General features: G+C 73.5%; 23 protein-coding genes. 7 read left to right on the plus strand and 16 right to left on the minus strand.

The window, feature by feature from the left end; genetic code table 11:
* Positions 1–98 precede the first annotated feature (98 nt).
* From ACGFIR_RS21870 to ACGFIR_RS21880, 3 genes are all read right to left on the minus strand, one after another.
* Positions 99–1,016: a cation diffusion facilitator family transporter gene (locus ACGFIR_RS21870; RefSeq protein ID WP_393146808.1), complete on the minus strand. Its 918-nt coding sequence runs from the start codon at positions 1,014–1,016 to the stop codon at positions 99–101.
* A 77-nt stretch (positions 1,017–1,093) separates the two neighbouring features.
* Positions 1,094–3,211 (minus strand): HelD family protein, encoded by a 2,118-nt coding sequence (locus tag ACGFIR_RS21875; RefSeq protein WP_393001780.1) that lies wholly within the window; start codon positions 3,209–3,211, stop codon positions 1,094–1,096.
* 154 nt (positions 3,212–3,365) lie between these two features.
* The gene (locus tag ACGFIR_RS21880) at positions 3,366–4,301 is read right to left on the minus strand and encodes an alpha/beta fold hydrolase (RefSeq protein ID WP_393001782.1); all 936 of its coding nucleotides are present in this window, start codon (positions 4,299–4,301) and stop codon (positions 3,366–3,368) included.
* Positions 4,302–4,449: 148 nt separating this feature from the next.
* Between ACGFIR_RS21880 and ACGFIR_RS21885 the strand changes: the two genes are divergently transcribed.
* Positions 4,450–5,040 carry a carbonic anhydrase gene (locus ACGFIR_RS21885; protein WP_393146810.1) on the plus strand — a complete coding sequence of 197 codons (591 nt, stop codon included), beginning with the start codon at positions 4,450–4,452 and terminating at the stop codon, positions 5,038–5,040.
* A gap of 155 nt (positions 5,041–5,195) precedes the next feature.
* Here ACGFIR_RS21885 and ACGFIR_RS21890 read toward each other — a convergent pair whose 3' ends face one another.
* Complete coding sequence (locus tag ACGFIR_RS21890) at positions 5,196–5,525, minus strand: hypothetical protein (protein ID WP_091104338.1); 330 nt, start codon at positions 5,523–5,525, stop codon at positions 5,196–5,198.
* A 307-nt stretch (positions 5,526–5,832) separates the two neighbouring features.
* Here ACGFIR_RS21890 and ACGFIR_RS21895 point away from each other — a divergent pair, with 307 nt between their 5' ends.
* Positions 5,833–6,324 (plus strand): DUF3145 domain-containing protein, encoded by a 492-nt coding sequence (locus ACGFIR_RS21895; protein ID WP_393001786.1) that lies wholly within the window; start codon positions 5,833–5,835, stop codon positions 6,322–6,324.
* A gap of 77 nt (positions 6,325–6,401) precedes the next feature.
* Positions 6,402–8,141: a glycoside hydrolase family 3 protein gene (locus tag ACGFIR_RS21900; RefSeq protein ID WP_393146812.1), complete on the plus strand. Its 1,740-nt coding sequence runs from the start codon at positions 6,402–6,404 to the stop codon at positions 8,139–8,141.
* Positions 8,142–8,146: 5 nt separating this feature from the next.
* Here the strand turns inward: ACGFIR_RS21900 and ACGFIR_RS21905 are convergent, their stop codons facing one another.
* Complete coding sequence (locus tag ACGFIR_RS21905; protein ID WP_393001790.1) at positions 8,147–8,797, minus strand: lipoprotein; 651 nt, start codon at positions 8,795–8,797, stop codon at positions 8,147–8,149.
* 138 nt (positions 8,798–8,935) lie between these two features.
* Here ACGFIR_RS21905 and ACGFIR_RS21910 point away from each other — a divergent pair, with 138 nt between their 5' ends.
* Positions 8,936–9,154 (plus strand): hypothetical protein, encoded by a 219-nt coding sequence (locus ACGFIR_RS21910; protein WP_393001792.1) that lies wholly within the window; start codon positions 8,936–8,938, stop codon positions 9,152–9,154.
* Positions 9,155–9,325: 171 nt separating this feature from the next.
* On the opposite strand, the gene ACGFIR_RS21915 is transcribed toward ACGFIR_RS21910, so the two are convergent.
* From ACGFIR_RS21915 to ACGFIR_RS21940, 6 genes are all read right to left on the minus strand, one after another.
* Positions 9,326–10,765: an acyl-CoA carboxylase subunit beta gene (locus ACGFIR_RS21915; protein ID WP_393001794.1), complete on the minus strand. Its 1,440-nt coding sequence runs from the start codon at positions 10,763–10,765 to the stop codon at positions 9,326–9,328.
* Positions 10,766–10,775: 10 nt separating this feature from the next.
* Positions 10,776–12,002 carry a beta-ketoacyl-ACP synthase II gene (gene fabF, locus ACGFIR_RS21920; RefSeq protein ID WP_393001796.1) on the minus strand — a complete coding sequence of 409 codons (1,227 nt, stop codon included), beginning with the start codon at positions 12,000–12,002 and terminating at the stop codon, positions 10,776–10,778.
* A gap of 2 nt (positions 12,003–12,004) precedes the next feature.
* Positions 12,005–12,244 carry an acyl carrier protein gene (locus tag ACGFIR_RS21925; RefSeq protein WP_013735281.1) on the minus strand — a complete coding sequence of 80 codons (240 nt, stop codon included), beginning with the start codon at positions 12,242–12,244 and terminating at the stop codon, positions 12,005–12,007.
* An 84-nt stretch (positions 12,245–12,328) separates the two neighbouring features.
* Positions 12,329–13,273 carry a beta-ketoacyl-ACP synthase III gene (locus ACGFIR_RS21930; protein WP_393001797.1) on the minus strand — a complete coding sequence of 315 codons (945 nt, stop codon included), beginning with the start codon at positions 13,271–13,273 and terminating at the stop codon, positions 12,329–12,331.
* A complete protein-coding gene (locus tag ACGFIR_RS21935; protein ID WP_393146814.1) occupies positions 13,270–14,439 on the minus strand; it encodes an acyltransferase domain-containing protein in 1,170 nt (389 codons plus the stop codon). Before ACGFIR_RS21935 ends, ACGFIR_RS21930 begins: the two co-directional genes overlap by 4 nt.
* Before the next feature lie 78 nt (positions 14,440–14,517).
* Entirely contained in the window at positions 14,518–15,774 is a 1,257-nt protein-coding gene (locus ACGFIR_RS21940; protein WP_393001801.1) for a PucR family transcriptional regulator, read from the minus strand.
* Positions 15,775–15,997: 223 nt separating this feature from the next.
* Here ACGFIR_RS21940 and ACGFIR_RS21945 point away from each other — a divergent pair, with 223 nt between their 5' ends.
* Entirely contained in the window at positions 15,998–16,336 is a 339-nt protein-coding gene (locus tag ACGFIR_RS21945; protein ID WP_393001803.1) for a hypothetical protein, read from the plus strand.
* A 43-nt stretch (positions 16,337–16,379) separates the two neighbouring features.
* On the opposite strand, the gene ACGFIR_RS21950 is transcribed toward ACGFIR_RS21945, so the two are convergent.
* Complete coding sequence (locus ACGFIR_RS21950; protein WP_393001805.1) at positions 16,380–17,030, minus strand: hypothetical protein; 651 nt, start codon at positions 17,028–17,030, stop codon at positions 16,380–16,382.
* Positions 17,031–17,305: 275 nt separating this feature from the next.
* Between ACGFIR_RS21950 and ACGFIR_RS21955 the strand changes: the two genes are divergently transcribed.
* Entirely contained in the window at positions 17,306–17,896 is a 591-nt protein-coding gene (locus ACGFIR_RS21955; protein WP_393146816.1) for a copper resistance protein CopC, read from the plus strand.
* Between the two features lie 147 nt (positions 17,897–18,043).
* Here ACGFIR_RS21955 and gltX read toward each other — a convergent pair whose 3' ends face one another.
* From gltX to ACGFIR_RS21970, 3 genes are read right to left on the minus strand one after another with little or no spacing between them, the layout of a single operon-like run.
* A complete protein-coding gene (gene gltX, locus ACGFIR_RS21960; protein WP_393146818.1) occupies positions 18,044–19,453 on the minus strand; it encodes a glutamate--tRNA ligase in 1,410 nt (469 codons plus the stop codon).
* A gap of 49 nt (positions 19,454–19,502) precedes the next feature.
* A complete protein-coding gene (locus tag ACGFIR_RS21965) occupies positions 19,503–20,780 on the minus strand; it encodes an MFS transporter (RefSeq protein ID WP_393146820.1) in 1,278 nt (425 codons plus the stop codon).
* Positions 20,777–22,108 carry a GH1 family beta-glucosidase gene (locus tag ACGFIR_RS21970; protein ID WP_393146822.1) on the minus strand — a complete coding sequence of 444 codons (1,332 nt, stop codon included), beginning with the start codon at positions 22,106–22,108 and terminating at the stop codon, positions 20,777–20,779. The genes ACGFIR_RS21965 and ACGFIR_RS21970 overlap by 4 nt, the downstream gene beginning before the upstream one ends.
* A 186-nt stretch (positions 22,109–22,294) precedes the next feature.
* Here ACGFIR_RS21970 and ACGFIR_RS21975 point away from each other — a divergent pair, with 186 nt between their 5' ends.
* Complete coding sequence (locus ACGFIR_RS21975) at positions 22,295–22,741, plus strand: SRPBCC family protein (protein ID WP_091104367.1); 447 nt, start codon at positions 22,295–22,297, stop codon at positions 22,739–22,741.
* A 139-nt stretch (positions 22,742–22,880) separates the two neighbouring features.
* Here the strand turns inward: ACGFIR_RS21975 and aceE are convergent, their stop codons facing one another.
* Positions 22,881–25,625 (minus strand): pyruvate dehydrogenase (acetyl-transferring), homodimeric type, encoded by a 2,745-nt coding sequence (gene aceE, locus ACGFIR_RS21980; protein ID WP_393146825.1) that lies wholly within the window; start codon positions 25,623–25,625, stop codon positions 22,881–22,883.
* Positions 25,626–25,768 lie beyond the last annotated feature (143 nt).

Here is a 25,768-nt window from a genome sequence, read left to right on the forward strand (position 1 = left end):
TGTGACTGGTGCAGCTCTGGTGACGCAGGGTGTGTGTCCACTAACAGTCAAATCCGGCATAGCGCCACAATAGCCACCCAGATTTAAGGTTGTCCTCATTACCACTCGACTGCCCCACAGGCCCCGGAGGACGCTCCCGGCTCGATCTGCAGCGTGGCGTGCTCGATCTTGAAGTCGTCGTGCAGCGCGTCCCGGGCGGCGCGCAGCACCGCGCCGACCTCCGCGTCGGGCGCCATGGTCAGGTGCGCCGAGGCCACCTCCATCCCGGAGGTCAGGGTCCAGACGTGCAGGTCGTGCACCTCGGCGACGCCCGGCACGGCGGCCAGCCGGTCGTGCACCGCCGTGACCTGGAGGTGTTCCGGCGCGGCCTGCACCAGGATGCGCAGCGCGGCCCGGCCGAGGCGCCAGGTACGCGGCAGGATGAACACCCCGATCGCGACCGCCGCCAACGGGTCGGCCCACCACCAGCCGGTGGCGACGATCAGCAGCGCCGCCCCGATCACGCCGAGTGACCCCAGCAGGTCGCCGAGCACCTCCAGGTACGCGCCGTGGACGTTGATGCTCTCCTTCGCCCCCGAGCGCAGGAGTGCGAACGCGCCGACGTTGGCGAGCAGGCCGAGCACGGCGACCACCAGCATCGGGCCGGCCAGCACCTGCGGCGGATCGCCGAAGCGGCGGACCGCCTCGATCACGACGTAGACCGCGACGCCGGAGAGCAGCATGGCGTTGGCGAGCGCGGCCAGCACCTCCAGCCGGTAGAGGCCGAAGGTGCGCTGCGGATCGCCGCCCGCCCGACGGGTGGCGGCGATCGCCGCGAGCGCCATGCCGATGCCGAGCACGTCGGTGAACATGTGCCCGGCGTCGCTCAGCAGAGCCAGCGAGCCCGTGCGGAAGGCCGCCACCGCCTCCACCACCATCAGGCCGGCGAGCAGCCCGAACGCGGCCCAGAGCCGGCCCCGGTGGCGGTGCGCGGCATTCGCCACGGACCCGTGGTGATGGTCATGACCTGCGCCCACGCGCCCATCCTCCCTCTCGGGGCTCGGAATCGCGTTCAAACTATGCTCACATCGCAATGTGTGCAAGTAATTGGTGCTCAGCCAGTCGGGTCGACGGTGGTCAGCCGCTGGGTGGCCCGGGACAGCGCCACGTAGAGCGTCCGTACCCCCGATCCCGGGTCGGCCCGGATCTCGCCCGGGGCGACGAGGACCACCCCGTCGTACTCCATGCCCTTGGCCTCCAGACTGGTCACCACCTGAAGGCGCGGCGCACCCAGCGTGCCCAGCCAGCCGGCCACCTCGTCGCGACGCGGCACCGGCGTGATCACCCCGACCGTGCCCTCCACCTCGGCGAGCAGCGCGCCGGTCGCCGCCACGACGGCGGCCTCCAGCTCCGCCGGCGGCACCACCAGCGCGACCGGGTCGACGCCGGTCGAGCGCACCGCCCGGGGCAGCGGAAGGTCCGGGTGCACCCGGCGGATCTCCGCCGCCGCCACCGCGAAGATCTCCGCCGAGTTGCGGTAGTTCGTGGTGAGGGTGAAGTGGTGCCGCTTTCGTCGCCCCAACGCCTGGTCCCGGGCCCGCGACAGCTCCTCCGCCTCGCCCGTCCACGCCGTCTGGGCCGGGTCGCCCACCACCGTCCACGAGGCCAGCCGGCCGCGCCGGCCGATCATGCGCCACTGCATCGGCGAGACGTCCTGCGACTCGTCGACCACCACGTGCGCGTACTCCCGGTAGTCCTCCGGGCGTTCCCGGGCCGCCTCGCGGGCGGCCCGCTGCCGGTCGGCGAAGGTGCTCAGCTCGCGGACCCCACCGGCCAGCTGGAACGCGTCCCGCCTGGCCCGGGCCGGTCTCATCGGCTTGCCGAGCAGCGCGTCCAGCTCGTCGAGCAGCGCGATGTCGGCGATCGTCAGCCCGGCGGCGTCCAGGCTGCGGTACGCGTCGTCGAGCAGTCGGATCTCGGCGCGGGAGAGGATCCCGGCGGCGTACCGGTGCAACCGCTCCGGGTGGGCCAACCAGCCGAGCACGTGCCGGGGGTGCAGCCGGGGCCACCACGCCTTGAGGAACTCCCGGAACTCCGGGCGCTCGGCGATCTCGTCCTCGAACGCGCGCTGCTCGGGCAGCCGGCCGATGCCCAACCTGCGGGCCTGCGCCCAGAGCGCCGCGAAGATCCCGTCGAAGCCGGCGCGGCGCACCTCGTTGCGCCGCGCGCCCCGGGGCATCGCCCGCTCCCGGATCCCGTCCAGCTCGCGGCGCTCCAGCCGGAGCAGCGTGCCCCGGTAGAGCAGGCGCAGCTCGGTCGGACCGCCCGGCACCGCGTCCCGGGCCGCCCGCTCCAGCACGCGCCGCATCCGTAGCGAGCCCTTGACCGCCGCGACAGCCGGCGGGTCGGTGCGGGTGGCGGTCATGCCCGGGAAGAGCGTGCCCAGCGAGTGCAGGGTGGCGGTGTCCTCGCCGAGCGAGGGCAGCACCGAGGCGATGTACTCGACGAAGACCGAGGACGGGCCCACCACCAGGATGCCGCCGCCGGCGAACCGGCTGCGGTCGGAATAGAGCAGGTACGCGGCCCGGTGCAGGGCGACGGCCGTCTTCCCCGTGCCCGGGCCGCCCGACACGATCGTCACGCCCGAACCGGGGGAGCGGATCGCCTCGTCCTGCTCGCGCTGGATGGTGGCGACGATGTCCCGCATGCCCCGGCCGGTGGCCTTCGACAGCGTGGCCAGCAGCGCGCCGTCGCCGACCACCGCCATGTCGGCGGGTGCGGCGGCGGGGTCGAGCAGGTCGTCCTCGATCCGGGTGACCCGCTCGGCGGAGGACTGGATCGTGCGCCGCCGCACCACGCCCAGCGGCTGCGCGGGGGTGGCCTGGTAGAAGGCGGCGGCGGCCGGGGCCCGCCAGTCGACCACCAGGGTGGTGGCGTCGTCGTCCCGGATGCCGAGCCGCCCGACGTGCAGCACCTGCCGGTCGAGCAGGTCCAGCCGGCCGAAGACCAGGCCCTCGTGTTCGGCGTCGAGCATGTGTCGCCGCCGCGCGGCGTGGAACACCATCGCGTCCCGCTCGACCAGCGCCCCGAAGTTGCCCACCCGGGCGAGCCGGTAGCCCTCCTTCTCGGCGTCGACCGCCGACCGGCGCAGCTCGGCCAGTCGGGCGTACACCCGGTCGAGATGCCGTTGCTCGACGGCGATCTCCTGTTCCAGGGTGGTCTGGTCGGTCACCGCTCGCTCCTCCTGACGTCGGCGGCGGGCGGCGCGAACCCCGCGAACCGCGCCAGGCCAACCGCAAGAGGGTACGGCCCGCGCGCAACCAGCGGCGCCACCGGTGCGGGAAAGGAAGCCGCGTCACGCCCGGCGGCGCTGTCGGGGGTGCGGGTCAGTCCGCCCGGGAGGCGGCGGTGGCGCCGGACCCGGCGGCGGCGAGTACGCGCCGGAGCACGCCGCCCAGCGCCGTGTTGACGTCGTCGGGGCGTTCCATCATCAGCATGTGCCCCGCACCCGGGCAGACGGTCAGCTCGGTCGCCGGCAGTGCGGCGGCGATCGACTCGGCGCAGGGCGGCGGGGTGAGCCGGTCCCGGTCGCCGACCAGGGCAGCCGCCGGCAGGTGGGCCAGCGCGGCGAGGGTGTCCAGCCGGTGCTGCGCCCCGATGGAGGCGCGGAAGCCGCCGATCGAGCGCAGCGAGGCGCGGGCCACCGCCGAGGTGACCAGCCGGATGTCGTGCGGATCGCAGCGGTCACCGAAGAGCATCCAGCGGATGCTGGGGCGCAGCGCCCGCAGCAGTGCCCGGGGTGGCCGCCAGGACCCGCACCGGGCCAGTACGCCGGCCCCGGTGGTCTCGGCGAGCCGGATCAACCGGGCGATCCGGGGCGAGAGGCCGTAGACGGTGTGCGTGTGGCCCTCGGCGGTCGTGGAGACGAAGACCAGCCCGGCCGCCCGGGCGGCGAAGTGCCCGGGGTGGCGGTGCGCGTACTCCATGATCGTCATGCCGCCCATCGAGTGGCCGACCAGCACGAGCCGGCCGGTCGGGGCCACCTCGTCCAGCACGGCGGCGAGGTCGTCGCCGAGCTGCGCCAGGGTGGCGGTGGGCAGTGGCATGCAGCTCGACCGGCCGTGGCCGCGGGCGTCGTAGGTCACCACCCGTACCGCGTCGTCGAAGCGTTCCCGCAGGTCGGCGACCTGCCGGTGCCAGGCCCGCCCGTCCAGCGTCCAGCCGTGCAGCAGCACGACGGTGACCTCGGCGTCGGCCGGTCCGGCCGCCTCGACGTGCAGGCGTACGTCGTCGGGAAGACGTACCTCGACGTGCTCCGGCATCGTCACCTCCCCAGGGCCGCGCGGAACCGCAACACCGGGGATACCCGGTGGTAACACCGGCTACCCGCCATGAGACCACGACAACCGTGCCGGTGAGAAGATTCGTAACCCGCCCCGGGCGCGCGGTGGGCCCGCGAAGCTGGGAACCATGGGGTCGCCCCGGACCGCGCTGGCCGAGCTGCTCGCCGGCAACCGCCGCTTCGTCAGCGGCCAGCCGATCCACGGCCACGACGTCACCGCCGCCGCCGCTGCGGCCTCGGGCGACCAGCAGCCGTACGCGGTGCTGCTCGGCTGCATCGACTCGCGGGTGCCGCTGGAGGCGATCTTCGATCAGACCTTCGGCTCGATCTGCGTGATCCGCACCGGCGGGCACGTGCTCGACCGGGCGGTGCTCGGCTCCATCGAGTACGTGGTCGGTGAACTGGGCGTGCCGCTGGTGATGGTGCTCGGGCACGAGCGGTGCGGCGCGGTGGCCTCGGCGGTGGAGACGTTGCGCGGCGGGCGGTCGCCGGGCGGCGCGCTGGCCCACCTCGTCGACCGGATCGCCCCTGCGGTGACCGAGGTGGGCGTCGACGACCCGGCGGTGCATCCGCTGGCGGTCCGGCGGCACGTGCTCCGTACGGTGGCCGCCCTGCGCGCCGACGACCTGTTCGCCGCCCAGGTCGCCGCCGGCCGGCTGGCGGTCGTCGGCGCCCTCTACGACCTGGCCACCGGCGAGGTGACCCTCCTGGAGCCGTAGGAGAGCTCACCTGCGTTGATCATGAAGTTGTTGTCGCGACACGCCGGGGTGGAGGGCAACGACTTCATGATCAACGGAGTGGAAAACGGGGCGGTAACGCGCGACAGCCCGCCGGGGGTCCCCGGCGGGCTGTCGTGTTCGCGTGCGAGGGGAGGTCAGCCCTCGAAGACGCCGGCCTCGACGAGGCGCTTCTCGGTGGCGTCCCAGCCGTCACCCGGGTGGGTGGCGTTGAGGGTGTTGAGCTCGGCCCGGATCTTCGCGGCGTGGCCGGCGGCGGCCAGCACCCGGATCTCCTCGACGAAGGCCTCGGAGTCGGTGCGCAGGTGCGCGGTCTTGCCGTTGGTCAGGTTCCGCACGTAGGCGTGCTTGCCGCCGTTGAGCGGGATGAGGTACTTGAACTCGCCCAGCACGCTGAGGGCGCCACCCTGGCCAGCCTGGCCGGCCCGGACTGACGCGCGCGCGGTCTTAGAGGTGTTGCTCGCCACGGAGGTACTCCTTGCAAGACGTACGGGAGGACGAAACGTCCGGGGGCTGTGCGGGCGCCACCCTGATGGATGTGCCCGCGAAGATGTGCGCGGCACAAGCCGCCGATGGAACTGTACACGACACGATCCGCTGGCTGGTCACCGCGTCGTGAGGGGTCAACCGGGGGGACCCGTCCGACTATTCCGACCCGCGAATTTTCCGATTCCCTGGCGCATCATCCGTCACAGCAGTCATCATGTGTTCCAGCAACCACTCGGGTGGTCGAGGTCGTAGGGGAAGACGCACCTCGCTCTCCGGGAGGTCACCGTGCCAACGCGTGGCGTCGTATACGTCCACTCGACCCCGCTCGCCGTGTCCTCACACGTCGAGTGGGCGATCGCGCGCGTCCTCGCCGCGCCGGTCAACCTGCAGTGGACGGCTCAGCCCGTCGATCCCGGCGCCCGCCGGGCCGAGTGCGGGTGGACCGGTCGCCCGGGGACGGGCGCCGAGCTGGCTGCTGCCCTCCGGCAGTGGCCCATGATCCGTTTCGAGGTGACCGAGGAACCCAGCCCCGGCGCCGACGGCGAGCGCTTCATGCACGTGCCCGGCCGCGGCCTGTTCCGGGCGACCGTCGGGGCGGCCGGCGACATCCAGTTGGGCGAGGACCGGCTGCGCAGCATCATGGCTGGCGCGCGGGCGCCGGAGGCCCTCGCGCACGCCCTCGACAAGGCGCTCGGCACGGCGTGGGACGCCGAACTGGAGCCCTACCGGTACGCCGGCGACGGCGCTCCGGTGACCCTGCTCACCCGGGTCGGCTGACACCCCACCCCGGACCGGGAACGACTCGCCCTGACGGGTGAAGGTCAAGTTGCCCCGATAACAGGTGAACTGGTGGGATGGGCCGCGTGTCGACTACCCCGCGACGTGCCGGCGTCGCGCTCGCCGCCCTGACCGCGTTGCTCGTCTCCGGGTGCTCCGAGCCGGCGCCGCGCCGCCCCGACCCGGCGCCGACCAGCGCCGCCGCCCAGGCGGGCACGCCGACACCCGCCGCGAGCATCCCCGGCGCCGACCCCGCCGCCCGCGCCGCCGCCCTGGTCGGCTCGCTGGCCGACGAGGACCTCGTCGGCCAGGTGCTCATGCCGTACGCCTACGGCGACGCGGCCACCAAGGTCTCGCCCGGCTCGGCCGCCGGCAACCAGGCGCTGGCCGGAGTGGACACCCCCGCCCAGATGGTCGAGAAGTACCGGCTCGGCGGGCTGATCCTGGTCGGCTTCAGCGCCGACGACCCCACCAAGGGCAACCAGGAGACGACCAACGTCGACAACCCGAAGCAGGTTCGCGCGTTGACCGACGGCCTGCGCGCGGCAGCCGGCCGGCTCCCCGCCGCGCCGGCGCCCTTCCTGATCGGCACCGACCAGGAGTACGGCGTGGTCACCCGGATCACCGAGGGCGTGACGCTGCTGCCCAGCGCCCTCGCCGCCGGCGCCGCCGGGAGGCCGGAGCTGACCGAGGCCGCCTGGCGGGCCGCCGGTGCCGAACTCGCCGCGATGGGGATCAACCTCGACTTCGCCCCCGTCGCCGACGTGCTCGCCACCCGCAGCACCGTGATCGGCTCCCGGTCGTACGGGGCGGACCCGAAGGTGACGGCGGGGCAGGTCGCGGGCGCGGTCCGAGGGTTGCAGGCCGCAGGCGTCGCGGCCACCGTCAAGCACTTCCCCGGGCACGGGCACAGCGCCGACGACTCCCACGAGGGTCTGCCGGTGCTCACCCAGTCCCGCCGGACGCTGGAGACCGGGGCGTGGCCGCCCTTCTCCGCCGCCTTCGACGCGGGTGCGATGGCCGTGATGTCCGCCCACCTCGACGCGCGGTCGGTGGACCCGGGCACCGCGGCGACCTTCTCGCGCAAGCTGCTCACCGACGTGCTCCGCGGACAGCTCGGCTTCCAGGGGGTGGTGATCACCGACGGGATGAACATGCCGCCGGCCAAACGCTGGTCGCCGGGGGAGGCCGCCGTACGGGCGCTGAAGGCGGGCAACGACCTGATCCTGATGCCGCCGAACGTCCGCCAGGCGTACGACGGGCTGCTCGCCGCGCTCCGCGACGGCTCGCTGCCCAGGCCCCGACTCGTCGAGGCCGCCACCCGGGTGCTGACGATGAAGTTCAAGCTGGCGGACCGGCCCACGCCGGAGCTGTCCACGCTGGGCGGCGCGGCGCACCGCAAGGCGGCGGAGGACCTGGCCGCGGCGGCGGTGACCGTACTGCGGGGCTCCTGCGGCGGCGGCGTCCGGGGCCCGGTGACCGTGACCGCCTCCGGCGGGCGCGAGCACACCCGGGCGGCGCTGGCCGAGGCGCTCAAGGCGGCCGGCGTCGAGGTGGTGGCCAGCGGCGGCACGGTGGTGCACCTCGTCGGGTACGGCGACGGCGCCGGCGACCTGCGCGCCGACGCCGCCGTCACGGTCGCCATGGACACCCCGTACGTGCTGGCGAAGGCCAAGTCGCCGACCCTGCTCGCGACCTACTCGTCCAGCCGGGCGTCGATGACCGCCCTCGCCGGGGTGCTGGCCGGCAAGGCCCGCCCGGGCGGCCGGTCCCCGGTGCCGGTGACCGGCCTGCCCGCCACGACCTGCGGTGCCTGAGCGCCTCAGTCCCGGTTGATCCGGGCCGACTGCTTCACCAACTGGTACGCCGGCAGCAGCTCCGTGGGTTCCGGAGTGTCCAGGCTCAGCACGACCGGCCCGTAGAGGGAGGAGACCGCGACGGCCCGGTCGCCGACCGCGCCGCCGTCCTTCCTGGGGTAGCTGGCCTCGACGGCGTCGAGGGTGCCGGCCTTGAGCCGTCGGTACTCCGCGTCCGCCGCCTTCGGCGAGTACGCGTCGAGGAAGTGCTTCAGGTGCGCCTCGGCGCCGCCGGCGACCCCGTCGACCCGCCACACCCGCAGGAACCCGATGGCGCCGGCCGGCCGGGCGTCGATCTCGCACAGCATGAGGGCCTTGCCGAGGCGGGCCTCGCCGAACTCCTTCGAACTCCGTACCGCCTTGACCTTCCACTTCGCCGGCACCGAGAAGGTGACGGGCAGTTCGCAGGGCGTGCCCTTCTTGCCGACCGTGGTGCCGGCGGCGGCAGCCGCCACCTCGTCGTGCCAGGGCGGTCCGGGCGTCACCGGGGAGGCGGTGACGCTCGGCGAGGCCGACGGGGAGCCGCCGACCGACGGCGACTCCTTGCCGTCGGCGCAGCCGCCGGCGAGTCCGATGGTGAGCGCCGCGAGCACGGCGGCGCGGGTGGTACGTCGCATGGTTGTCCGTTTCCCCCGTTGACGATGGGCCGGCTCATCAAAGCGACACGGAGGAGCACCGTCAAGCCGGTATGGTCACCGCTGCGAGCAGGAAAACCGGGTCGCGTCCAAGCGCTCCGCCTGGCATCCTCGGCGCCCATGGGAACGGCAGAGGGTTTCGCGTACGTCGAGCGGTCGGACGGCACCGTGGTGATCACCCACCGCGGTCGGGCGGCGGGCACCCTGCGCGGCGGCCGGGCGGCGGAGTTCCTCGCCGAGGTCGACGACGACCCGCAGCTCGTCATGGCCCGGTGGACCGGCAACTACCGCCGGGGCAACGAGCGCGCCGCCCGCCAGCACCCCCGCAACCGGGGCTGAGCGAGCTCACCCGCGCCCTCTCCCGCAACCGGGCCGACGCCGCCGGGCGTCGCCCCGGCCCGCCGTGGGCCTTCGACGACCGCCCAAGGTCCGCGCGGGCCGGGCGACGCGGAAGGGCCCGCGCTCGGGTGAGCGCGGGCCCTTCCGGCGGTACGTCGTGCCGTGGTCGCCCTAGAGGGGGATGTTGCCGTGGGCGCCTCGTGCGGCCGGGGCGGCGGCGAGGGCCTCGGCGATGCGGCGGCGGGTCTCGGCCGGGGTGATGACGTCGTCGACGACGCCGATCTCGAGGGCCCGGTTCACGCCGCCCGCGACGCGGATCTGCTCCTCGACGAGTTGCGCGCGCAGCGCCTCGCGCTCCTCGGCGGGGACGGCGGCCAGCTTCTTGCGGTGCAGGATGTTGACGGCCGCGCTGGCGCCCATGACGGCGACCTCGGCGTGCGGCCAGGCGAACACGGCGCTGGCGCCCAGGGAGCGGGAGTTCATCGCGATGTACGCCCCGCCGTAGGCCTTGCGGGTGACCAGGGTGACCCGGGGCACGACGGCCTCGGCGAAGGCGTGCAGGAGTTTCGCGCCGCGCCGGACGACGCCGTCCCACTCCTGCCCGAGGCCGGGCAGGTAGCCGGGCACGTCGACCAGGACGATCAGCGGCACGCCGAGGGAGTCGCACATGCGTACGAACCGGGCGGCCTTCTCGGCGCTGGAGGCGTCCAGGCAGCCACCCAGGCGCAGCGGGTTGTTCGCGATGACGCCGACGGTACGCCCGGCGAAGCGACCCAGGGTGGTCACGACGTTCGGCGCCCACTTGGCGTGTAACTCCACTCCGGGAGCGTCCAGCAGCGCCCTGACCACCGGCTTGACGTCGTAGGCCCGGTTCGTCTCCACCGGCATCTTCGCCGCCAGGTCGTGCCCGTCCTCGCCCTGGGCGGAGACGTCGTCGGGCGACAGCCGGCCCTGGCGGCCCAGCAGTGCCGCGAGCTTGCGCGACTCGGCGATCGCCGACTCGTCGTCGGGGCAGGTCACGTGGACCACCCCGGAGCGGCGGCCGTGCGGCTCCGGCCCGCCGAGGCGCGCCATGTCGACCTGCTCGCCGGTGACGCTGCGGACCACCTCCGGGCCGGTCACGAAGATCCGTCCCGCGCCGCTCATCACCACGATGTCGGTCAGCGCCGGCCCGTACGCGGCCCCGCCGGCCGCCGGCCCCAGCACCGTCGAGATCTGCGGCACCCGCCCCGAGGCCCGTACCATCGCCGCGAACACCTGGCCCACCGCGTCCAGGGCCACCACGCCCTCGGCCAACCGCGCCCCGCCCGAGTGCCACAACCCCACCACCGGCACCCGCTCGCGTACGGCGGTGTCGATCGCGTCCACGACGTGCCGGCACCCCTCGGTGCCCATCGCCCCGCCCATCCGCGTCGCGTCGGTGGCGTACGCGACGACCGGCGAACCCTCGATCTCACCCCGCGCCCACAGCACGCCCGAGGTGTCGCGCGGCACCGACAGCCGCAACGACCCTGCGTCGAACAGCGCCCGGAGCCGGACCTCCGGGTCGCGGTGGTCGACGCCGGAAGACGGGTCCACGCCAACGGCGGTGGTGGTCACGTGAGCCTCCATGGCTGTGGTCTCAGGCCCGCGTGAAGACGAGAGCCACGTTGTGGCCGCCGAAGCCGAACGAGTTGTTGAGCGCGGCGGGGATGTCCATGCGGCGTGCCTCGTTGGCGGCCACGTCCAGGCTGAGCCCCTCGTCCGGGTCGTCGAGGTTGATCGTCGGCGGCACGACGCCGTCGCGGATCGCCAGGATGGTGGCGATCGACTCCAGCGCGCCCGCCGCGCCCAGCAGGTGACCGGACATCGACTTGGTCGAGGTCAGCACCGGGTGGTCGCCCAGCGCCGCCCGCAGCGCGGTGATCTCCGCGACGTCGCCGACCGGCGTCGACGTGGCGTGCGCGTTGACGTGCACGATGTCCGCCCGGGCCACGTCGGCGTCCGCGATGGCCTTCGCGATCGCCCGGATCGCCCCCTCACCCTCCGGGTGTGGCTGGACGATGTCGTAGCCGTCGGAGGTGAGCCCGGCGCCGGCCAGGCGGGCGTAGACCCGGGCGCCCCGGGCGGCGGCGTGCTCCGCCCGTTCCAGCACCAGGATGCCCGCGCCCTCACCGAGCACGAAGCCGTCGCGGCCCTTGTCCCACGGCCGGGAGGCCCGCTCCGGCTCGTCGTTGCGGGTCGACATCGCCCGCATCGAGCTGAAGCCGGCGATCGGCAGCTGGTGGATGACCGCCTCGGTGCCGCCGGCCACCACCACGTCGGCCCGGCCGGCACGGATCATGTCCATGCCGAGCGCGAGCGCCTCCGCGCCGGTCGCGCAGGCGCTGGCCACGGAGTGCACCCCCGCCTTCGCGCCCAGCTCCAGCCCCACCCAGGCGGCGGGGCCGTTCGGCATCAGCATCGGGATGGTGTGCGGCGAGACCCGCCGTGGACCGGACGCCTCCAGGATGTCGTCCTGGGCGAGCAGCGTCAGCGCGCCGCCGATGCCGGAGCCGACGCTGACGCCCAGCCGCTCCGGGTCCAGCCCGGAGTCGGCCAGGCCGGAGTCGGCCCAGGCCTGCTGCGCCGCGATGATCGCGATGGCCTCGGAACGGTCGAGCCGGCGGAGCTTGACCCGGTCCAGCAGGCCGGTGGGCTCGACCGCGAGCTGGGCGGCGATCCGGACCGGCAGTTGCTCGGCCCACTCCTGGGTGAGCGGACCCACCCCGGAGCGGCCGGCGAGCATGGCGTCCCAGGTCGACGCGACGTCCCCGCCCAGCGGGGTGGTCGCGCCGAGCCCGGTGACGACGACGTCGGTGTGAGCCATGATCAGGACTGCGCCTCGATGTAGCTGACGGCGTCCCCGACGGTCTTCAGGTTCTGCACCTCGTTGTCCGGGATCTTGACGCCGAACTTCTCCTCGGCCGCCACCACGACCTCCACCATGGAGAGCGAGTCGACGTCCAGGTCGTCGGTGAAGGACTTCCCCTCGGCCACGTCGTCCGGGCTCACCCCGGCAACCTCTTCGAGGATCTCGGCGAGGCCGGCGGTGATCTCGTCACGGGTCATTGCGGTTGGTTCCTCTCATCGTGGTTCGTTCGACGGCCGACGACGCCGGCCGTCACTCCCCGGCGCGGCGGCCGGAGGGGCTTCTCAGGGGCAGCGGACGACCTGACCGGCGTAGGTCAGGCCGCCGCCGAAGCCGAAGAGCAGCACCGGGGCGCCGGACGGCACCTCCCGCCGCTCGACCAGCTTGGACAGGGCCAGCGGCACGCTCGCCGCCGACGTGTTGCCGGACTCGACGATGTCCTTGGCGACGATCGCGTTCGGGATGCCGAGCCGCTTGACGATGCCGTCGATGATCCGCGCGTTGGCCTGGTGCGGTACGAAGGCCGCCAGCTCCGAGGGGTCCACCCCGGCGCGCTCGCACGCCAGCCGGGCCAGCGGCGCCAGCTCCGTGGTGGCCCAGCGGAAGACCGACTGTCCCTCCTGCTGGATGTACGGGCGCCAGCCCTCGATCCGTACGGCGTCGCCCCGCTCCGGCACCGAGCCCCAGACCACCGGGCCGACCCCGGCGGGCTCGCCGTCGGCGACTGCCGACACCACGGCCGCACCCGCGCCGTCGGCGAAGATGATGCAGGTGGAGCGGTCCGTCCAGTCGACGATGTCGGACAGCTTCTCCGCGCCGATGACCAGGGCGTTGCGCGAGGCGCCGGCCTGGATGGCGTGGTCGACGGTGCCCAGCGCGTACGCGAAGCCGGAGCAGGCCGTGTTGAGGTCGAACGCCCCGGGCGCCGTGATGCCGAGCTTCGCGGCGACCCGGCAGGCCACGTTGGGGCTGCGGTCGGCGGAGCTGCACGTCGCGACCACGACCAGGTCGATGTCGGCGGCGGTGAGCCCGGAGTTGGCCAGCGCCTTGCCGGCGGCGGCGGTGGCCATGTCGGCGACCGTCTCGCTGTCGGCGATCCGCCTGGTGACGATGCCGACCCGGTCCCGGATCCACTCGTCGTTGGTCTCGACCAGTTGGGCGATGTCGTCGTTGGTGACCACCCGGGAGGGCTGGTAGTGGCCCAGCGCGACGATCCGGCTGCCGGTCATGCGTGTCCTCCGATGCGGACGAGCGGTTGGCCCGGCGCGACCGGGTCGTCGTGGTGGGCGAGCCACTCGGTGAGTACCCCGCTGCCGTTCGCGGTCACCTCGACCGGCCCCTGCCGGGTGGCCACGTGGCCGACGACCTGCCCGGCGCGCAGCGGGTCACCCTCGGCCAGCTCCCGGGACGGTTCGAAGGTGCCGGCCGAGGGGGCCACCACCACGCGGAAGTGCATGGTCGGCTCGTGGCTCGGCGCCATCCCGTGCCGGGCGATCAGGTCCCGGGCGGCGGGCAGGTCGTCCGGGGTGTTCAGGGTGACGATCTCCGGGACGCCGGTCTCCTTCAGCTCCCGCTTCAGCAGGCCCGCGAGGGTGCCGGCCGGGGGCAGCTCGATCACGCCGGTCACCCCGAGGTCGGCCAGCGTACGCATGCAGAGGTCCCAGCGCACCGGCGCGGTGACCTGGCGGACCAGGCGCTGCACCATGTCGCGCCCGTGGTCGACCGCGGCGCCGTCGAGGTTCGACAGCAGGATCCGGGTCGGGTCGCCCGGGGTGATCCCGGCGGCCACGGCGGCCAGTGCCGTCTCGGCGGGGGCCATGTACGGGGTGTGGAAGGCGCCGGCCACCTTCAGGCGGAGCACCCGGGCCTTCGCCGGTGGCTCGGCGGCGAGCTTCCCCAGCCCCTCGACGGAGCCGGCGGCGACGAACTGGCCGGCGCCGTTGCGGTTGGCCGGGTGCAGCCCGTGTGCGGTGATCGAGGCGAGCACCTCGTCCGGGTCCCCGCCCAGCACGGCGGCCATCCCGGTGGGCTCCAGCGCGCAGGCCGCGGCCATCTCCCGACCGCGTACGCCGGCCAGGGTGATCGCCGCCTCCGCCGGGAGCACCCCGCCGAGCGCCGCCGCGCTCAACTCGCCCACGCTGTGGCCGGCGGTGAGCGTGACGTCGTACATCGGCAGGTGCTCGGCGGCCAGCAGCGCGGCGGCGACCAGCAGTGGCTGGGTGCGGGCCGTGTCCCTGATCTCGTCCGCGTTGGCCGTGCTGCCGAGGTGCACCAGGTCGACCCCCGCCAGCGCCGACCACCAGCGCAGGCGCGCGTCGGCACCGGCGAGGTCCAGCCAGGGAGTCAGGAAGCCGGGTTTCTGGGAACCCTGGCCGGGCGAGAGTACGGCGAGCACGTCTATGACTCTCCCGGATACGGGCGGGTAGCGCTGTGCCGCCTCCGACCAAACCGCACTAGAACCTTTGGAGGAATCCTACAAAAATCGGCGGCGATCATCACCTGTGTGTGGCGTTTTGCCAAGGTTTGAGGTCATTGCCGGGTTCGGTGCTGGCGGGGCCACCGGATCGAGCCGGCCGACGGTGAGGGCCACCTGGAGCGCGAACGCGTCCCGCGCCGCCAGCGGCGAGAAGCCGGTGACGTCGGAGACGCGCCGCAGCCGGTAACGCACCGTGTTCGGGTGGACGAAGAGGGACCGCGCGGCGCTCTCCAGCGTGCCGGCCGCCGCGAAGAAGGCGTCGAGGGTCTCCAGCAGTTCCCCGCCGGAGCGCACCAGCGCGGCGTAGACGTCGTGCCGCAGCCGTCGGCGGGCCTCCGCGTCCCCGGCCAGCGCCCGCTCCGGCAGCAGGTCGTCCGCCGGCACCGGCCGGGGCGCGGTCGGCCAGGCCGGGGCGGCCCGGAAGCCGGCCAATGCGGCGCGGGCCGACTCGGTCGCCTCGTCCAGACTCGGCACGGCCGGGCCGACCACCACCGGGCCGTCACCGAACGCGCCGAGCAGCTTGCCGGTGGCCGCGACCGGGTCGGCCGCGCCGCCGAGCACGATGACCAGCCGGTCGCCGTGCACCCCGCCGATCACCTCCGTGCCGATGCGCCGGGCCTGCCGGTGGACGGTGTGCAGCACGGCGGAGACCTCCCCGCCGGGGGAGCGGCCGACCGCCACCGCCACCGGCGGGGCGTCCGCCCAGCCGAGCGCCGCCGCCCGGCTCGCCAGCACGTCCGGCGAGTCGCCGCGCAGCAGCGCGTCCACCAGCAACGCCTGCAACCGGGCGTCCCACGAACCGCGCGACTCGGCGGCCCGCGCGTACACCCGGGCGGCGGCGAAGGCGATCTCCCGGGAGAATCGCAGCACCGCCTCGCGCAGCTGCTGCTCCTCGCCCTCCGCGGCCAGGTGCGAGACCTGCTCCTCGACCACGTCGATCATGACCTTCACCAGCGCGACGGTCTGCTGGAGGCTGATCGAGCGGGCGAGCGCCTGCGGCGCGGTGGCGAAGACCTCGTCCGAGACCTCCTGGGTGCTGTCCGCCGTGCCGCCACCGTCGCGCAGCCACTGCACCAGCGACCGGGCGCCGGCCTGGGCCACCAGCATCACCCAGGAGCGGTGGTCGGGCGGCAGGTCGCGGAACCAGGGCAGCGCCTCGTCCATCCGGGCGACGCTGGCGCTGGCCAGTGCCCCCGCCGCCCGCTCGATCCGGCGCAGCGTGGCCGACAGCTCCGTCCCGCCCGGCTCACTCACCGTCCCAGCCTGACACGCACCGACCTGCGCTTCCGCGCCGGGCCGGCCCGGTGGCCACCATCCGGGCGGCGATCCTGCTCGCCGTCGGGGCGGCGGTCCGCCCGCCGGACCGGGCGCCGGGAGACCCGGGTGCGGCTGCACGGGCCGTCGGTGCCGGCCAGTACGGTGACAGGGCCCGTCGGAGCGACCCCGGCGGGGTGGGGGCGAGCGTGAGGAGACCGGGATGGCGCATGGGGAGGCCGAGCACGGCTGCGCCCAGGGCGAGCCCTGCCGGCCGGGCCACCAGGAGCAGCAGGCGGCAGCCAAGCACCGCCGGCTGCCCGGCGCGTTCCCGGCCCCCGCGCCGGAGCACCCGGCCCGCGCGCCCGAGCGCCCCGACGACGACGTCCCGGTTCCCCGGCAGCGCGTCCCCGAGCCGGCTCCGGCCGGCGAGGTAGAGCCGGCGGCGGCGCAGGGCTGCCGCAGCGACCTGCCCGGCTGGGCCGGTGGGCACCGGCACGGGCCGGTCCGCCCCCGGCTGCGCGCCACCCGCCGCGAGCGGCCCCCGCGCCGCTGGTGCTGACCGACTGACCGGCCGCTTGTGCTGACCGGCTGACCGGCGTCGGTCAGCGGGTGCGGCGGCGGACCAGCAGGGCGATCCCGGCGAGCCCCGACGTGATGACCAGCACCACCGCGACGTTGAGCAGCAGCAGCCGCTGCAACTCGCCGAGCGCCTCGTCGATGTCCTTGGCCGGGTTCAGGGCGTCCTCGGGGATGACCCGCTCGCCGCCGCCGACGCCGCCACTGACGGTGTCGAACTGCCGCTCCAGCGGGACCCCGGCCGTGCGGAGGGTCTCGGACATGTTGAGCCGGCCGAGGAACCAGCCCGCGGCGGTCTTGCGGGCGTCCGGCTGCTTGGCCGGGCGGAAGACGCGCGGCCCGCCGACCGCCTTCGGGTAGAGGTCGTACGTCTGCTTCGGAACGTCGCCGGCGAACACCACGACCGTGTACTTAGGACCGAGGTCGGCCGCCTTCGGGCCCTTGGCCTGCCCCGTGCGACCGAGGAAGTTGACCTGGTCGATGACGGCCACCACGTGCGCCGGGTGGGCCTCGGCGCGCAGCCGCAGCGGGTCCGTCAGCCCCTCCCCGGTGATCTCCACACCGGCCGGCGCGGGCTTCGGCGCGGCCGTCGCCGTCGCCGTCGAACCGAGCGACAGGATCGCCGTCGCGAGCCCGCCCGTCAACACCGCGACCAGCCGCCGCATCGTTCGGACCATCGCCGCCTCCTCGCCCCGTTCGATGGATGGCTTGCTGCAGGTCACGCGTCGATTGGCTGACGGGGGTGACCGGACCCGTGCCGGGGTGCCACCCTTTAAGACTGCGCAGAACGTCGATCGGTTGCAGCTCGTGGAACAGTAATTGGAACTATCTGTGATCCCGGCGCGACCAATGGACGGTGGCCGTGAATCAGCGGGCGGATCGTACCTTTACGGAGGGGTTCATGGGGGGCAGGTTCCCACGTACGGCACGTACCTGGCCAGTGGTGGTCGGCGTGGCGCTCGGTGTGTCGTTGTTGCTGCCGGCCGCTCCGGCAGCCGCCCACAACTCGCTGACCGGCAGTGATCCGCGCGACGGCGCCCGGATCGCCGAGGCGCCGGCAAAGATCGAGCTGCGCTTCCTCGCCAAGGCCGACCCGAATACGACGAAGATCACAGTGACCGGACCGGACAACGTGGCCGCGCTGGACGGTGCGCCGACCTTCTCCGGCTCGCGGGTGAGCGTGCCGTTCAAGCCGGGCCCGGCGGGGCTCTACATCGTCGGCTACCGGTTGGCGTCCAGCGACGGGCACCCGGTCTCCGGGGAGGTGCGGTTCACCCTGACCACCGGCACCCCCGCCGAGGCGCCGACCGGCACCGCCAACCCGACCGATCCGGCGTCGGCCGTACCGCCGTCGACCGGCACCGGACCGACCTCGGCCGCGCCCGGGCCGGCGGGCACGGGCTCGCCGACGGCGGCGGTCCCGGCGGCGAAGGAGAGCGACGAGGCGGGCGGGCGCGGCTGGCTGTGGGCGCTCGGCGGCGTGCTCCTGCTGGGCGCCCTGGCCGCCGGCCTGCTGCTGCGCCGCCGCTCGGCCGGCCGTTGAGCGGCACGAGCCCCCGACGGCTCAGCGCCCGGACCGATCGGTCTGGGCGCTGAGGGAGGTACGTGCTGCGCGGCGACCTGCGGGCCGCCCGCCGGCGCCCGCGCCTTCCCGACGAAGCGCTCGTGGCGGTCGGGAAGGCGACCGGGCTCAGACCAGGCGGACCCGGGCGGCGCGCAGCCGGCTCAGGGTGCGCTCGCGGCCGAGCACCTCCAGCGACTCGAACAGCGGCAGCCCGACGGTACGGCCGGTGACGGCGACGCGTACCGGCGCCTGGGCCTTGCCGAGCTTGAGCCCGCGCTCGGCGCCGACCGCCTCCAGAGTCGACTTGAGCGTCTCCGCGTCCCACGACTCCAGCGCCTCGAACGCCGCCGTGGCCGCGTCCAGCAGCTCCGCCGAGCCCTCCTTCATCGCCTTGGCCCAGGCGGCCTCGTCGATCAGTGGCGAGGCGAGGAAGAGGAAGTCGACGTTCGGCACGATCTCGCTGAGCACCGCGATCCGGGTCTGCGCCAGCGGGGCCACGGCCGCGAAGGCGTCCGCGTCGAACTCCTCCGGCTGCCAGGGCGGCGGGGCGATGGTGCCGGTGCCCGTCAGCCACGGCCGGCAGGCCTCGACGAACTCCTCCACCGGCAGGGCCCGGATGTACTCGCCGTTGAACGCGCGCAGCTTCTTCTCGTCGAAGAACGCCGGCGAGGGGTTGACCTCCTCGAGCCGGAACTCCTCCTCGATCACGGACCACGGGACGATCTCCCGGTCGCCCGAGGGCGCCCAGCCGAGCAGCATCAGGTAGTTGCGCATCGCGGCGGCGAGGTAGCCCTCGTCCCGGAACGCCTCCAGGGCCACCTTGTCGCGGCGCTTGGACAGCTTCTGCCGCTTCTCGTTGACCACCACCGGCACGTGCGCCCAGATCGGCGGCTTGACCCCGAGGGCCTCCCAGAGCAACTGCTGCTTCGGGGTGTTGGGCAGGTGCTCCTCGGCGCGGATCACGTGGGTGATGCCCATGGTCATGTCGTCGACCACGTTGGCGAGCAGGAAGACGGGCGAGCCGTCACCCCGGGCGATGACGAAGTCCTCGATGAGCTTGTTCTCGAAGGTGGGCTCGCCGCGGATCAGGTCGACCACCACGGTCTCGCCCTCGTCCGGCGTACGGAAGCGCAGGGCACGCCCCTCGCCGGCCGGCAGGCCCCGGTCCCGGCAGAAGCCGTCGTAACCCTGGTACTGCGAGCCGGTACGCGCCTGCACGGCCTCCCGGGTGCAGTCGCAGTAGTACGCGCGGCCGGACTCCTGCAACCGCGCGGCGGCGGCCCGGTGCTCGCCCGCGTACTGCGACTGGAAGTGCGGGCCCTCGTAGCTGCCGCGCTCGATGCCGATCCAGTCCAGCGCCGAGAGGATGCCCTCGGTCCACTCCGGCTTGTTGCGGGCCGCGTCGGTGTCCTCGATGCGGAGCACGAACACCCCGCCCTGCTGCTTGGCGTAGATCCAGTTCTGCAACGCCGAGCGGGCACCGCCGACGTGGAACATACCGGTCGGGGAGGGGGCGAAGCGCACACGTACCGTCACGCCCCCCAGCCTACGGCGGCGCGCGACCGGATTCGGCCAGGGGTACGCCTCAGGGCACCGAGCGGATCTTCAGCACCAGCACGCTGCCCAGTACGGTCACCGCGGCGGTGACCGCGTAGAGCACCGGGTAGCCGCCGAGGTGCACCACGAGCGGGGCGGAGATCGCCGGGCCGAGCACCTGCGGCGCGGAGTTGGCGATGTTGATCACGCCCAGGTCCTTCGCCCGGTCGGTCGCGGCGGGCAGCACCTGGGTGATGAGCGCGGCGTCCACCGACAGGTAGACGCCGTAACCGGCGCCGAGCAGCAGCGCGGCGGCCACGGCCACCGGCCAGACCGGCGCGACGGCCAGCAGCAGCGCGGCGACCGTCATGATCCCGCCGGAGGCGATGACGAAGACCTTGCGCCGGCCGGAGCGGTCCGACAGCCGCCCGGCCACCACGGTGGTGGCCGCGAGGCCGGCCGTGTAGAGCAGGATCAGCACCAGCAGGCCGCCCTCAGGGTCGGCGTGGCGCACCTCGTCGGTGAGGAAGTAGAGCAGGTACAGCGTGCCGAGCGCGTTGCCGAGCTGCACCAGGAACCGGGTGATCCAGGCCCAGCCGAAGTCGGGGTGGCGGCGCGGCGAGACCCACATCGAGGCGAACAGCGCGCGCCAGCTCAGCGCCGGGCGGTGCGCCCGGGGCAGCGGGTCGTCGGCGGTCAGCAGGGCGAACGGCAGCGCCAGCAGCAGCACCGCCGCCGCCACCGCCGCGTAGCCGGCGGCGGTGCCGCTCACCACGGCGGTCACCAGCACCACGCCGAGCACCAGCCCCAGCGCCTGGGGGATGCCGACCCAGCCGGAGACGCCGCCCCGCTGGACGACCGGCACCCGGTCCGGCACGGCGGCGGTCAGGCTGGCCAGCATCGTGTTGAGGCAGACCTGCGCGGCGACCCAGCCGAGCGCCACCCCGGCGACGGTGCGTTGCTGCGCGAGCAGCAGCAGGGCCGCCGCGCCGAGCAGCGCGCCGCCGGCGGTCCAGACGTGCCGCCGGCCGAACTCCCGCCCGGCCAGCCGCAGGCAGGTGCGGTCCGACAGCGCCCCGGCGAGGGGATTGGCGAGCACGGCGGCGAGCGCGCCGAGGCCGGTGACGACGGCCAGCGCGGTCTCCTTGCCGGCCGGCGCGATCCGCTCCAACTGCTGTGGCAGCAGCACCTGGATGGGCGTGAAGAACGCCATCCAGACGCCGAGGTTCGCCGCGGAGAGCAGCGCGATCCAGCGCCGCCGTACCGGCGCGGTCGGCTCGGCGAGCGCCGCCGGCAGCGATCCGGGTGTCGGGTCGACGGTGGTCACGGCCGGGAGATCAGGTCACGGAGCCAGGCGTACGAGGACTTGGGCGTACGGAGCTGGGTGTCGAAGTCGACGTGCACGAGTCCGAAGCGCTTGGTGAAGCCCTCCGCCCACTCCCAGTTGTCCAGCAGCGACCAGACGAAGTACCCGGTGACGTCGACGCCCTCGTTCATCGCGGCGCGTACCGCGCGCAGGTGCCCGTCCAGGTAGGCGATGCGCTCCGGGTCGTGCACCCGGCCGTCGGCGTCGGGCGTGTCGTCGTACGCGCAGCCGCTCTCGGTGATCTGGATCGGCGGCAGGTCGTCGGCGTAGGTGCGGTGCAGCCAGCCGAGCAGCTCGTGCAGCCCGTCCGGGGCGACCGGCCAGTCGAAGGCCGTGCGCGGGTAACCGTCGAGCGGCACGAACTCGAACGGCAGGGGTGAGCCCTCCTGCGGGGCGCGTACGCCGGTGGGGTTGTAGTAGTTGACCCCCAGCACGTCGATCGGCGCGGCGATCGCGTCGAGGTCGCCGGCGCGCACCACGCTCGTGTCGAAGCCCAGCTCGGCGGGGTAGCCCCGGCCGAACAGCGGGTCGGTGAAGAGGCGGTTGTGCAGCGCCTCGTACGCCCCGGCGGCAGCCTGGTCGGCGTCGGTGTTCCCGGCGACCCGCACCGGCGAGTAGTTGTTGGCGATGGCGACCGGGCTCGCGGTGCGGGCCCGCAGCGCGGCGACGGCGAGGCCGTGGGCGAGGAGCTGGTGGTGGGCCACCGGAAAGGCGTCGAAGAGCAGCGTCCGGCCGGGGGCGTGCTCGCCCGTGCCGTGGCCGAGGCTCATGTGGATGAACGGCTCGTTCAGGGTGATCCAGAGCTTCACCCGGTCGCCGAGGCGGGCGGCGGTGGCGTCGGCGTACTCGGCGAAGCGGTGGGCGGTGTCCCGGTTCAGCCAGCCGCCCGCGTCCTCCAGCGGCTGGGGCAGGTCCCAGTGGAACAGCGTGGCGACCGGGTCGACGCGGTGGGCGAGCAGGTCGTCGACGAGCCGGTCGTAGAAGTCGAGCCCAGCGGCGTTGACCGGGCCGTCGCCGGTGGGCCGCACCCGGGGCCAGGCGATCGAGAAGCGGTACGCCGAGACGCCCAGCCCGGCCAGCAGCGCGACGTCCTCGGCGTGCCGGTGGTAGTGGTCGCAGGCCACGTCGCCGGTGCTGCCGTCGGCGATCCGGCCCGGGGAGTGGGCGAAGGTGTCCCAGATGGACGCTCCCCGGCCGTCGGAGTCGGCGCCGCCCTCGATCTGGTAGGCGGAGGTGGACACTCCCCAGCGGAATCCGGTGGGGAACTCGGGCATCGCTGCGGTCGACATGCGCCCTCCCGTCACACGTGAATCGTGCTCGCGACTCTAGGGGCGGACCGGTCGATGCGCCATAGGCCGTCCGTCGCCGTAGCGCAATGGATTTCGGCGTGTCTTTTCCGAACCCGTCCCGGTACGTCCGAATTTGCGCATAGAGTGCCGATATCGTGGGATGTCCTCACTGGAGGAAAGACGGAAATGATCCTCGTGGAACGCAGTGCGCACGTGATGGCGCCAGTGGAAGCGGTCTGGGACGTCGTGCAGCGGGCCGAGCAGTTGCCGGCCTGGCTGGCGGGGGTCCGTGCGGCCGAGGTGCTCTCGGGAGAGGGCTTCGGCCGCCGACAACTCGTCCAGGCCGGGCGTGGCGCGGCGCATGAGGCCGAGGTGATCGCCTACCAGGAGCCGACCCTGATCGGCTGGCGCGAACGCGCCAAGGGAGCCGGTGCCCGAGCGGAGGCGCGCACCGAGATCTACGTCCAGCTCACCGCGGACGAGGAGGAGGGCGGGACGATCGTGCGACTCATCGTCGTACGCTGGCCGGCCGGTCCGGTCAAGGCCGCCCTGCTCCGCCTCGGCCTGCGCAGGGTCGGCGCCGACCTGGAGGAATCGCTCGCCCGGCTGACCGATCTGGCCGCCGTCGGCTGAGTCGGGCACGTCCTGGCGCCACCCGCGACGGCGGTGGCCCGGTGTCCTAGCCAGGGATTCCGGACCGCCGCCGGTTCGCCCGGCAGGCGACGACGAAGGGCCCGGCGCGGAACGCGCCGGGCCCTTCGTCAGTGCCGTCCTAGCTGTCGCCGCCGGTCTCGCCGACCGGGGCCGCGTTCACGTCCTCGATGGCGTACTTCTTGGCCGCCTCGGCCGGCACGCCCGCCGGCACCGTGCCGCGCAGGGCCAGCTGCCGCAGCGTCGCGACCACCACCGACTCGGCGTCGACGTGGAAGTGCCGGCGCAGGGCGTGGCGGGTGTCGGACATGCCGAACCCGTCCGTGCCGAGCGAGGTGTAGTCCCCGGGCACCCAGCGGGCGATCAGGTCCGGCACCGCGCGCATCCAGTCGCTGACCGCGACCTTCGGCCCCTCGGCGTCGGCCAGCTTCTGCTGGATGTACGGCACCCGCTGCTCCTCGCCCGGGTTGAGCAGGTTGTGCTCCTCGCACTCCACCGCGTCCCGGCGCAGCTCCGTCCAGGAGGTCACCGACCAGACGTCGGCGGCCACGCCCCAGTCCTGGGCCAGCAACTGCTGCGCCTTGAGCGCCCACTGCATGCCGGTGCCCGACGCGAGCACGTTGGCCTTCGGCGCGTCGTCGCCCACCGACGGGGCGGGGGAGTAGCGGTAGATGCCCTTGAGCAGGCCCTCCACGTCCACGCCCTCCGGCTCCGCCGGCTGGAGGATCGGCTCGTTGTAGATCGTCAGGTAGTAGAAGACGTTCTCCTGCGCCTCGCCGTACATGCGGTGCAGGCCGTTCTCCACGATGTGCGCGATCTCGAACGCGAACGCCGGGTCGTACGCGACCACCGCCGGGTTGGTGGCGGCGATCAGGAGCGAGTGGCCGTCCTCGTGCTGGAGCCCCTCACCGTTGAGCGTGGTCCGGCCGGCGGTGGCGCCCAGCAGGAAGCCCCGGGCCATCTGGTCGGCGGCGGCCCACAACCCGTCGGCGGTGCGCTGGAACCCGAACATCGAGTAGAAGATGTACATCGGGATCATCGGCTCGTCGTGGGTGGCGTACGACGAGCCCGCCGCCGTGAACGAGGCGACCGAGCCGGCCTCGTTGATGCCCTCGTGCAGGATCTGCCCGCCGGTGGACTCCTTGTACGACAGGAACAGCTCCCGGTCGACCGAGGTGTAGCGCTGGCCGTGCGGCGAGTAGATCTTCTGCGTCGGGAAGAGCGAGTCCATGCCGAAGGTGCGGGCCTCGTCCGGGATGATCGGCACCCAGCGCTTGCCGAACTCCTTGTCCTTCATCACGTCCTTGAGCAGGCGGACGAAGGCCATCGTGGTGGCCACCTTCTGCTTGCCCGAGCCGCGCTTGACGTCGGCGAAGCGCTCCGGGCCGGGGATGGCCAGCCGCTTCTGGCCGGCGCGCCGCGACGGCAGGTAGCCGCCGAGCTGCTGACGCCGCTCCTTGAGGTACGCGATCTCGTCGGACTTCTCGCCCGGCGTGTAGTACGGCGGCAGGTAGGGGTTGTCCTCCAGCGCCTTGTCCGGGATGTCCAGGTAGAGCCGGTCGCGGAAGGTCTTCAGGTCCTCCAGCGTCAGCTTCTTCATCTGGTGGGTGGCGTTGCGGCCCTCGAAGTGCGAGCCCAGCGTCCAGCCCTTGATCGTCTTGGCCAGGATCACGGTCGGCTGGCCGGTGTGCTCCATCGCCGCCTTGTAGGCCGCGTAGAGCTTGCGGTAGTCGTGCCCGCCCCGCTTGAGGTTCCAGATCTCGTCGTCGCTGAGGTCCTCGACCATCTTGCGGGTCCGCTGGTCGCGGCCGAAGAAGTGCTCCCGGACGTACGCCCCGGACTCCGCCTTGTAGGTCTGGTAGTCACCGTCGGGCGTGGTGTTCATCAGGTTGACCAGCGCGCCGTCGGTGTCCGCCGCCAGCAGCGGGTCCCACTCGCGGCCCCAGACCACCTTGATGACGTTCCAGCCGGCGCCCCGGAAGAACGCCTCCAGCTCCTGCATGACCTTGCCGTTGCCGCGCACCGGCCCGTCGAGCCGCTGGAGGTTGCAGTTGATCACGAAGGTGAGGTTGTCCAGCTCCTCGCGGGCGGCCACCCCGATCGCGCCCAGCGTCTCCGGCTCGTCCATCTCGCCGTCGCCCAGGTACGCCCACACGTGCTGGTCCGAGGTGTCCTTGATGCCCCGGTGGTGCAGGTAGCGGTTGAACCGCGCCTGGTAGATCGCGTTCAGCCCGCCCAGGCCCATCGAGACCGTGGGGAACTCCCAGAAGTCCGGCATCAGCCGCGGGTGCGGGTACGACGGCAGGCCGCCGCCCGGGTGCGACAGCTCCTGGCGGAACCCGTCGAGCTGGTGCTCGGTCAGCCGCCCCTCCAGGAACGCCCGCGCGTACATGCCGGGGGAGGCGTGCCCCTGGTAGAAGATGTGGTCGCCGCCGCCCGGATGGTCCTTGCCCCGGAAGAAGTGGTTGAAGCCCACCTCGTAGAGCGAGGCCGAGCTGGCGAAGGTGGAGATGTGCCCGCCGACGCCGATCTCGGGGCGCTGTGCCCGGTGCACCAGCATGGCGGCGTTCCACCGGACGTACGCCCGGATCCGCCGCTCCACGTGCTCGTCACCCGGGAACCACGGCTCGCGCTCCGGCGGGATGGTGTTGATGTAGTCGGTGGTGGTCAGTGACGGCACCCCGACCTGACGCTCACGGGCCCGCTCCAGCAGGCGCAGCATGACGTAGCGGGCGCGCTTTGTTCCGCGTTCGTCGATGACACCGTCGAGCGACTCGACCCATTCGCTGGTCTCTTCAGGGTCGATGTCCGGAAGCTGGCTCGGCAGACCAGCAGTGATCACCGGGCGCTTGCGTTCCGTAGCCACAGGCGTTCCCTCGGTTTCGTGTGGGATAGGTCTCTAGCGCCATCCTGCCCCCTGGTGGCACCTGTCGTCACGTCCACCGGCCGGAGACGCGACCTGCGACACAGGTACCCGTCGGTAACTTTGCGCAACCGGGCCGGCCGGTG

Source organism: Micromonospora sp. NPDC049051 (genome assembly GCF_043197575.1).
Classification (GTDB): domain Bacteria; phylum Actinomycetota; class Actinomycetes; order Mycobacteriales; family Micromonosporaceae; genus Micromonospora.

What these genes read in the sequence shown, in the direction of transcription:
- ACGFIR_RS21930 (WP_393001797.1), bottom strand. Translation starts at nt 13,273, where the DNA reads ATGACCGGCAGCCGGATCGTCGCGCTGGGCCACTACCAGCCCTCCCGG.
- ACGFIR_RS21925 (WP_013735281.1), bottom strand. Translation starts at nt 12,244, where the DNA reads ATGACCCGTGACGAGATCACCGCCGGCCTCGCCGAGATCCTCGAAGAG.
- ACGFIR_RS21945 (WP_393001803.1), top strand. Translation starts at nt 15,998, where the DNA reads ATGGCGCATGGGGAGGCCGAGCACGGCTGCGCCCAGGGCGAGCCCTGC.
- ACGFIR_RS21905 (WP_393001790.1), bottom strand. Translation starts at nt 8,797, where the DNA reads ATGCGACGTACCACCCGCGCCGCCGTGCTCGCGGCGCTCACCATCGGA.
- ACGFIR_RS21970 (WP_393146822.1), bottom strand. Translation starts at nt 22,108, where the DNA reads ATGTCGACCGCAGCGATGCCCGAGTTCCCCACCGGATTCCGCTGGGGA.
- ACGFIR_RS21910 (WP_393001792.1), top strand. Translation starts at nt 8,936, where the DNA reads ATGGGAACGGCAGAGGGTTTCGCGTACGTCGAGCGGTCGGACGGCACC.
- ACGFIR_RS21885 (WP_393146810.1), top strand. Translation starts at nt 4,450, where the DNA reads ATGGGGTCGCCCCGGACCGCGCTGGCCGAGCTGCTCGCCGGCAACCGC.
- ACGFIR_RS21880 (WP_393001782.1), bottom strand. Translation starts at nt 4,301, where the DNA reads ATGCCGGAGCACGTCGAGGTACGTCTTCCCGACGACGTACGCCTGCAC.
- fabF (WP_393001796.1), bottom strand. Translation starts at nt 12,002, where the DNA reads ATGGCTCACACCGACGTCGTCGTCACCGGGCTCGGCGCGACCACCCCG.
- ACGFIR_RS21900 (WP_393146812.1), top strand. Translation starts at nt 6,402, where the DNA reads ATGGGCCGCGTGTCGACTACCCCGCGACGTGCCGGCGTCGCGCTCGCC.
- ACGFIR_RS21915 (WP_393001794.1), bottom strand. Translation starts at nt 10,765, where the DNA reads ATGGAGGCTCACGTGACCACCACCGCCGTTGGCGTGGACCCGTCTTCC.
- ACGFIR_RS21975 (WP_091104367.1), top strand. Translation starts at nt 22,295, where the DNA reads ATGATCCTCGTGGAACGCAGTGCGCACGTGATGGCGCCAGTGGAAGCG.
- ACGFIR_RS21950 (WP_393001805.1), bottom strand. Translation starts at nt 17,030, where the DNA reads ATGGTCCGAACGATGCGGCGGCTGGTCGCGGTGTTGACGGGCGGGCTC.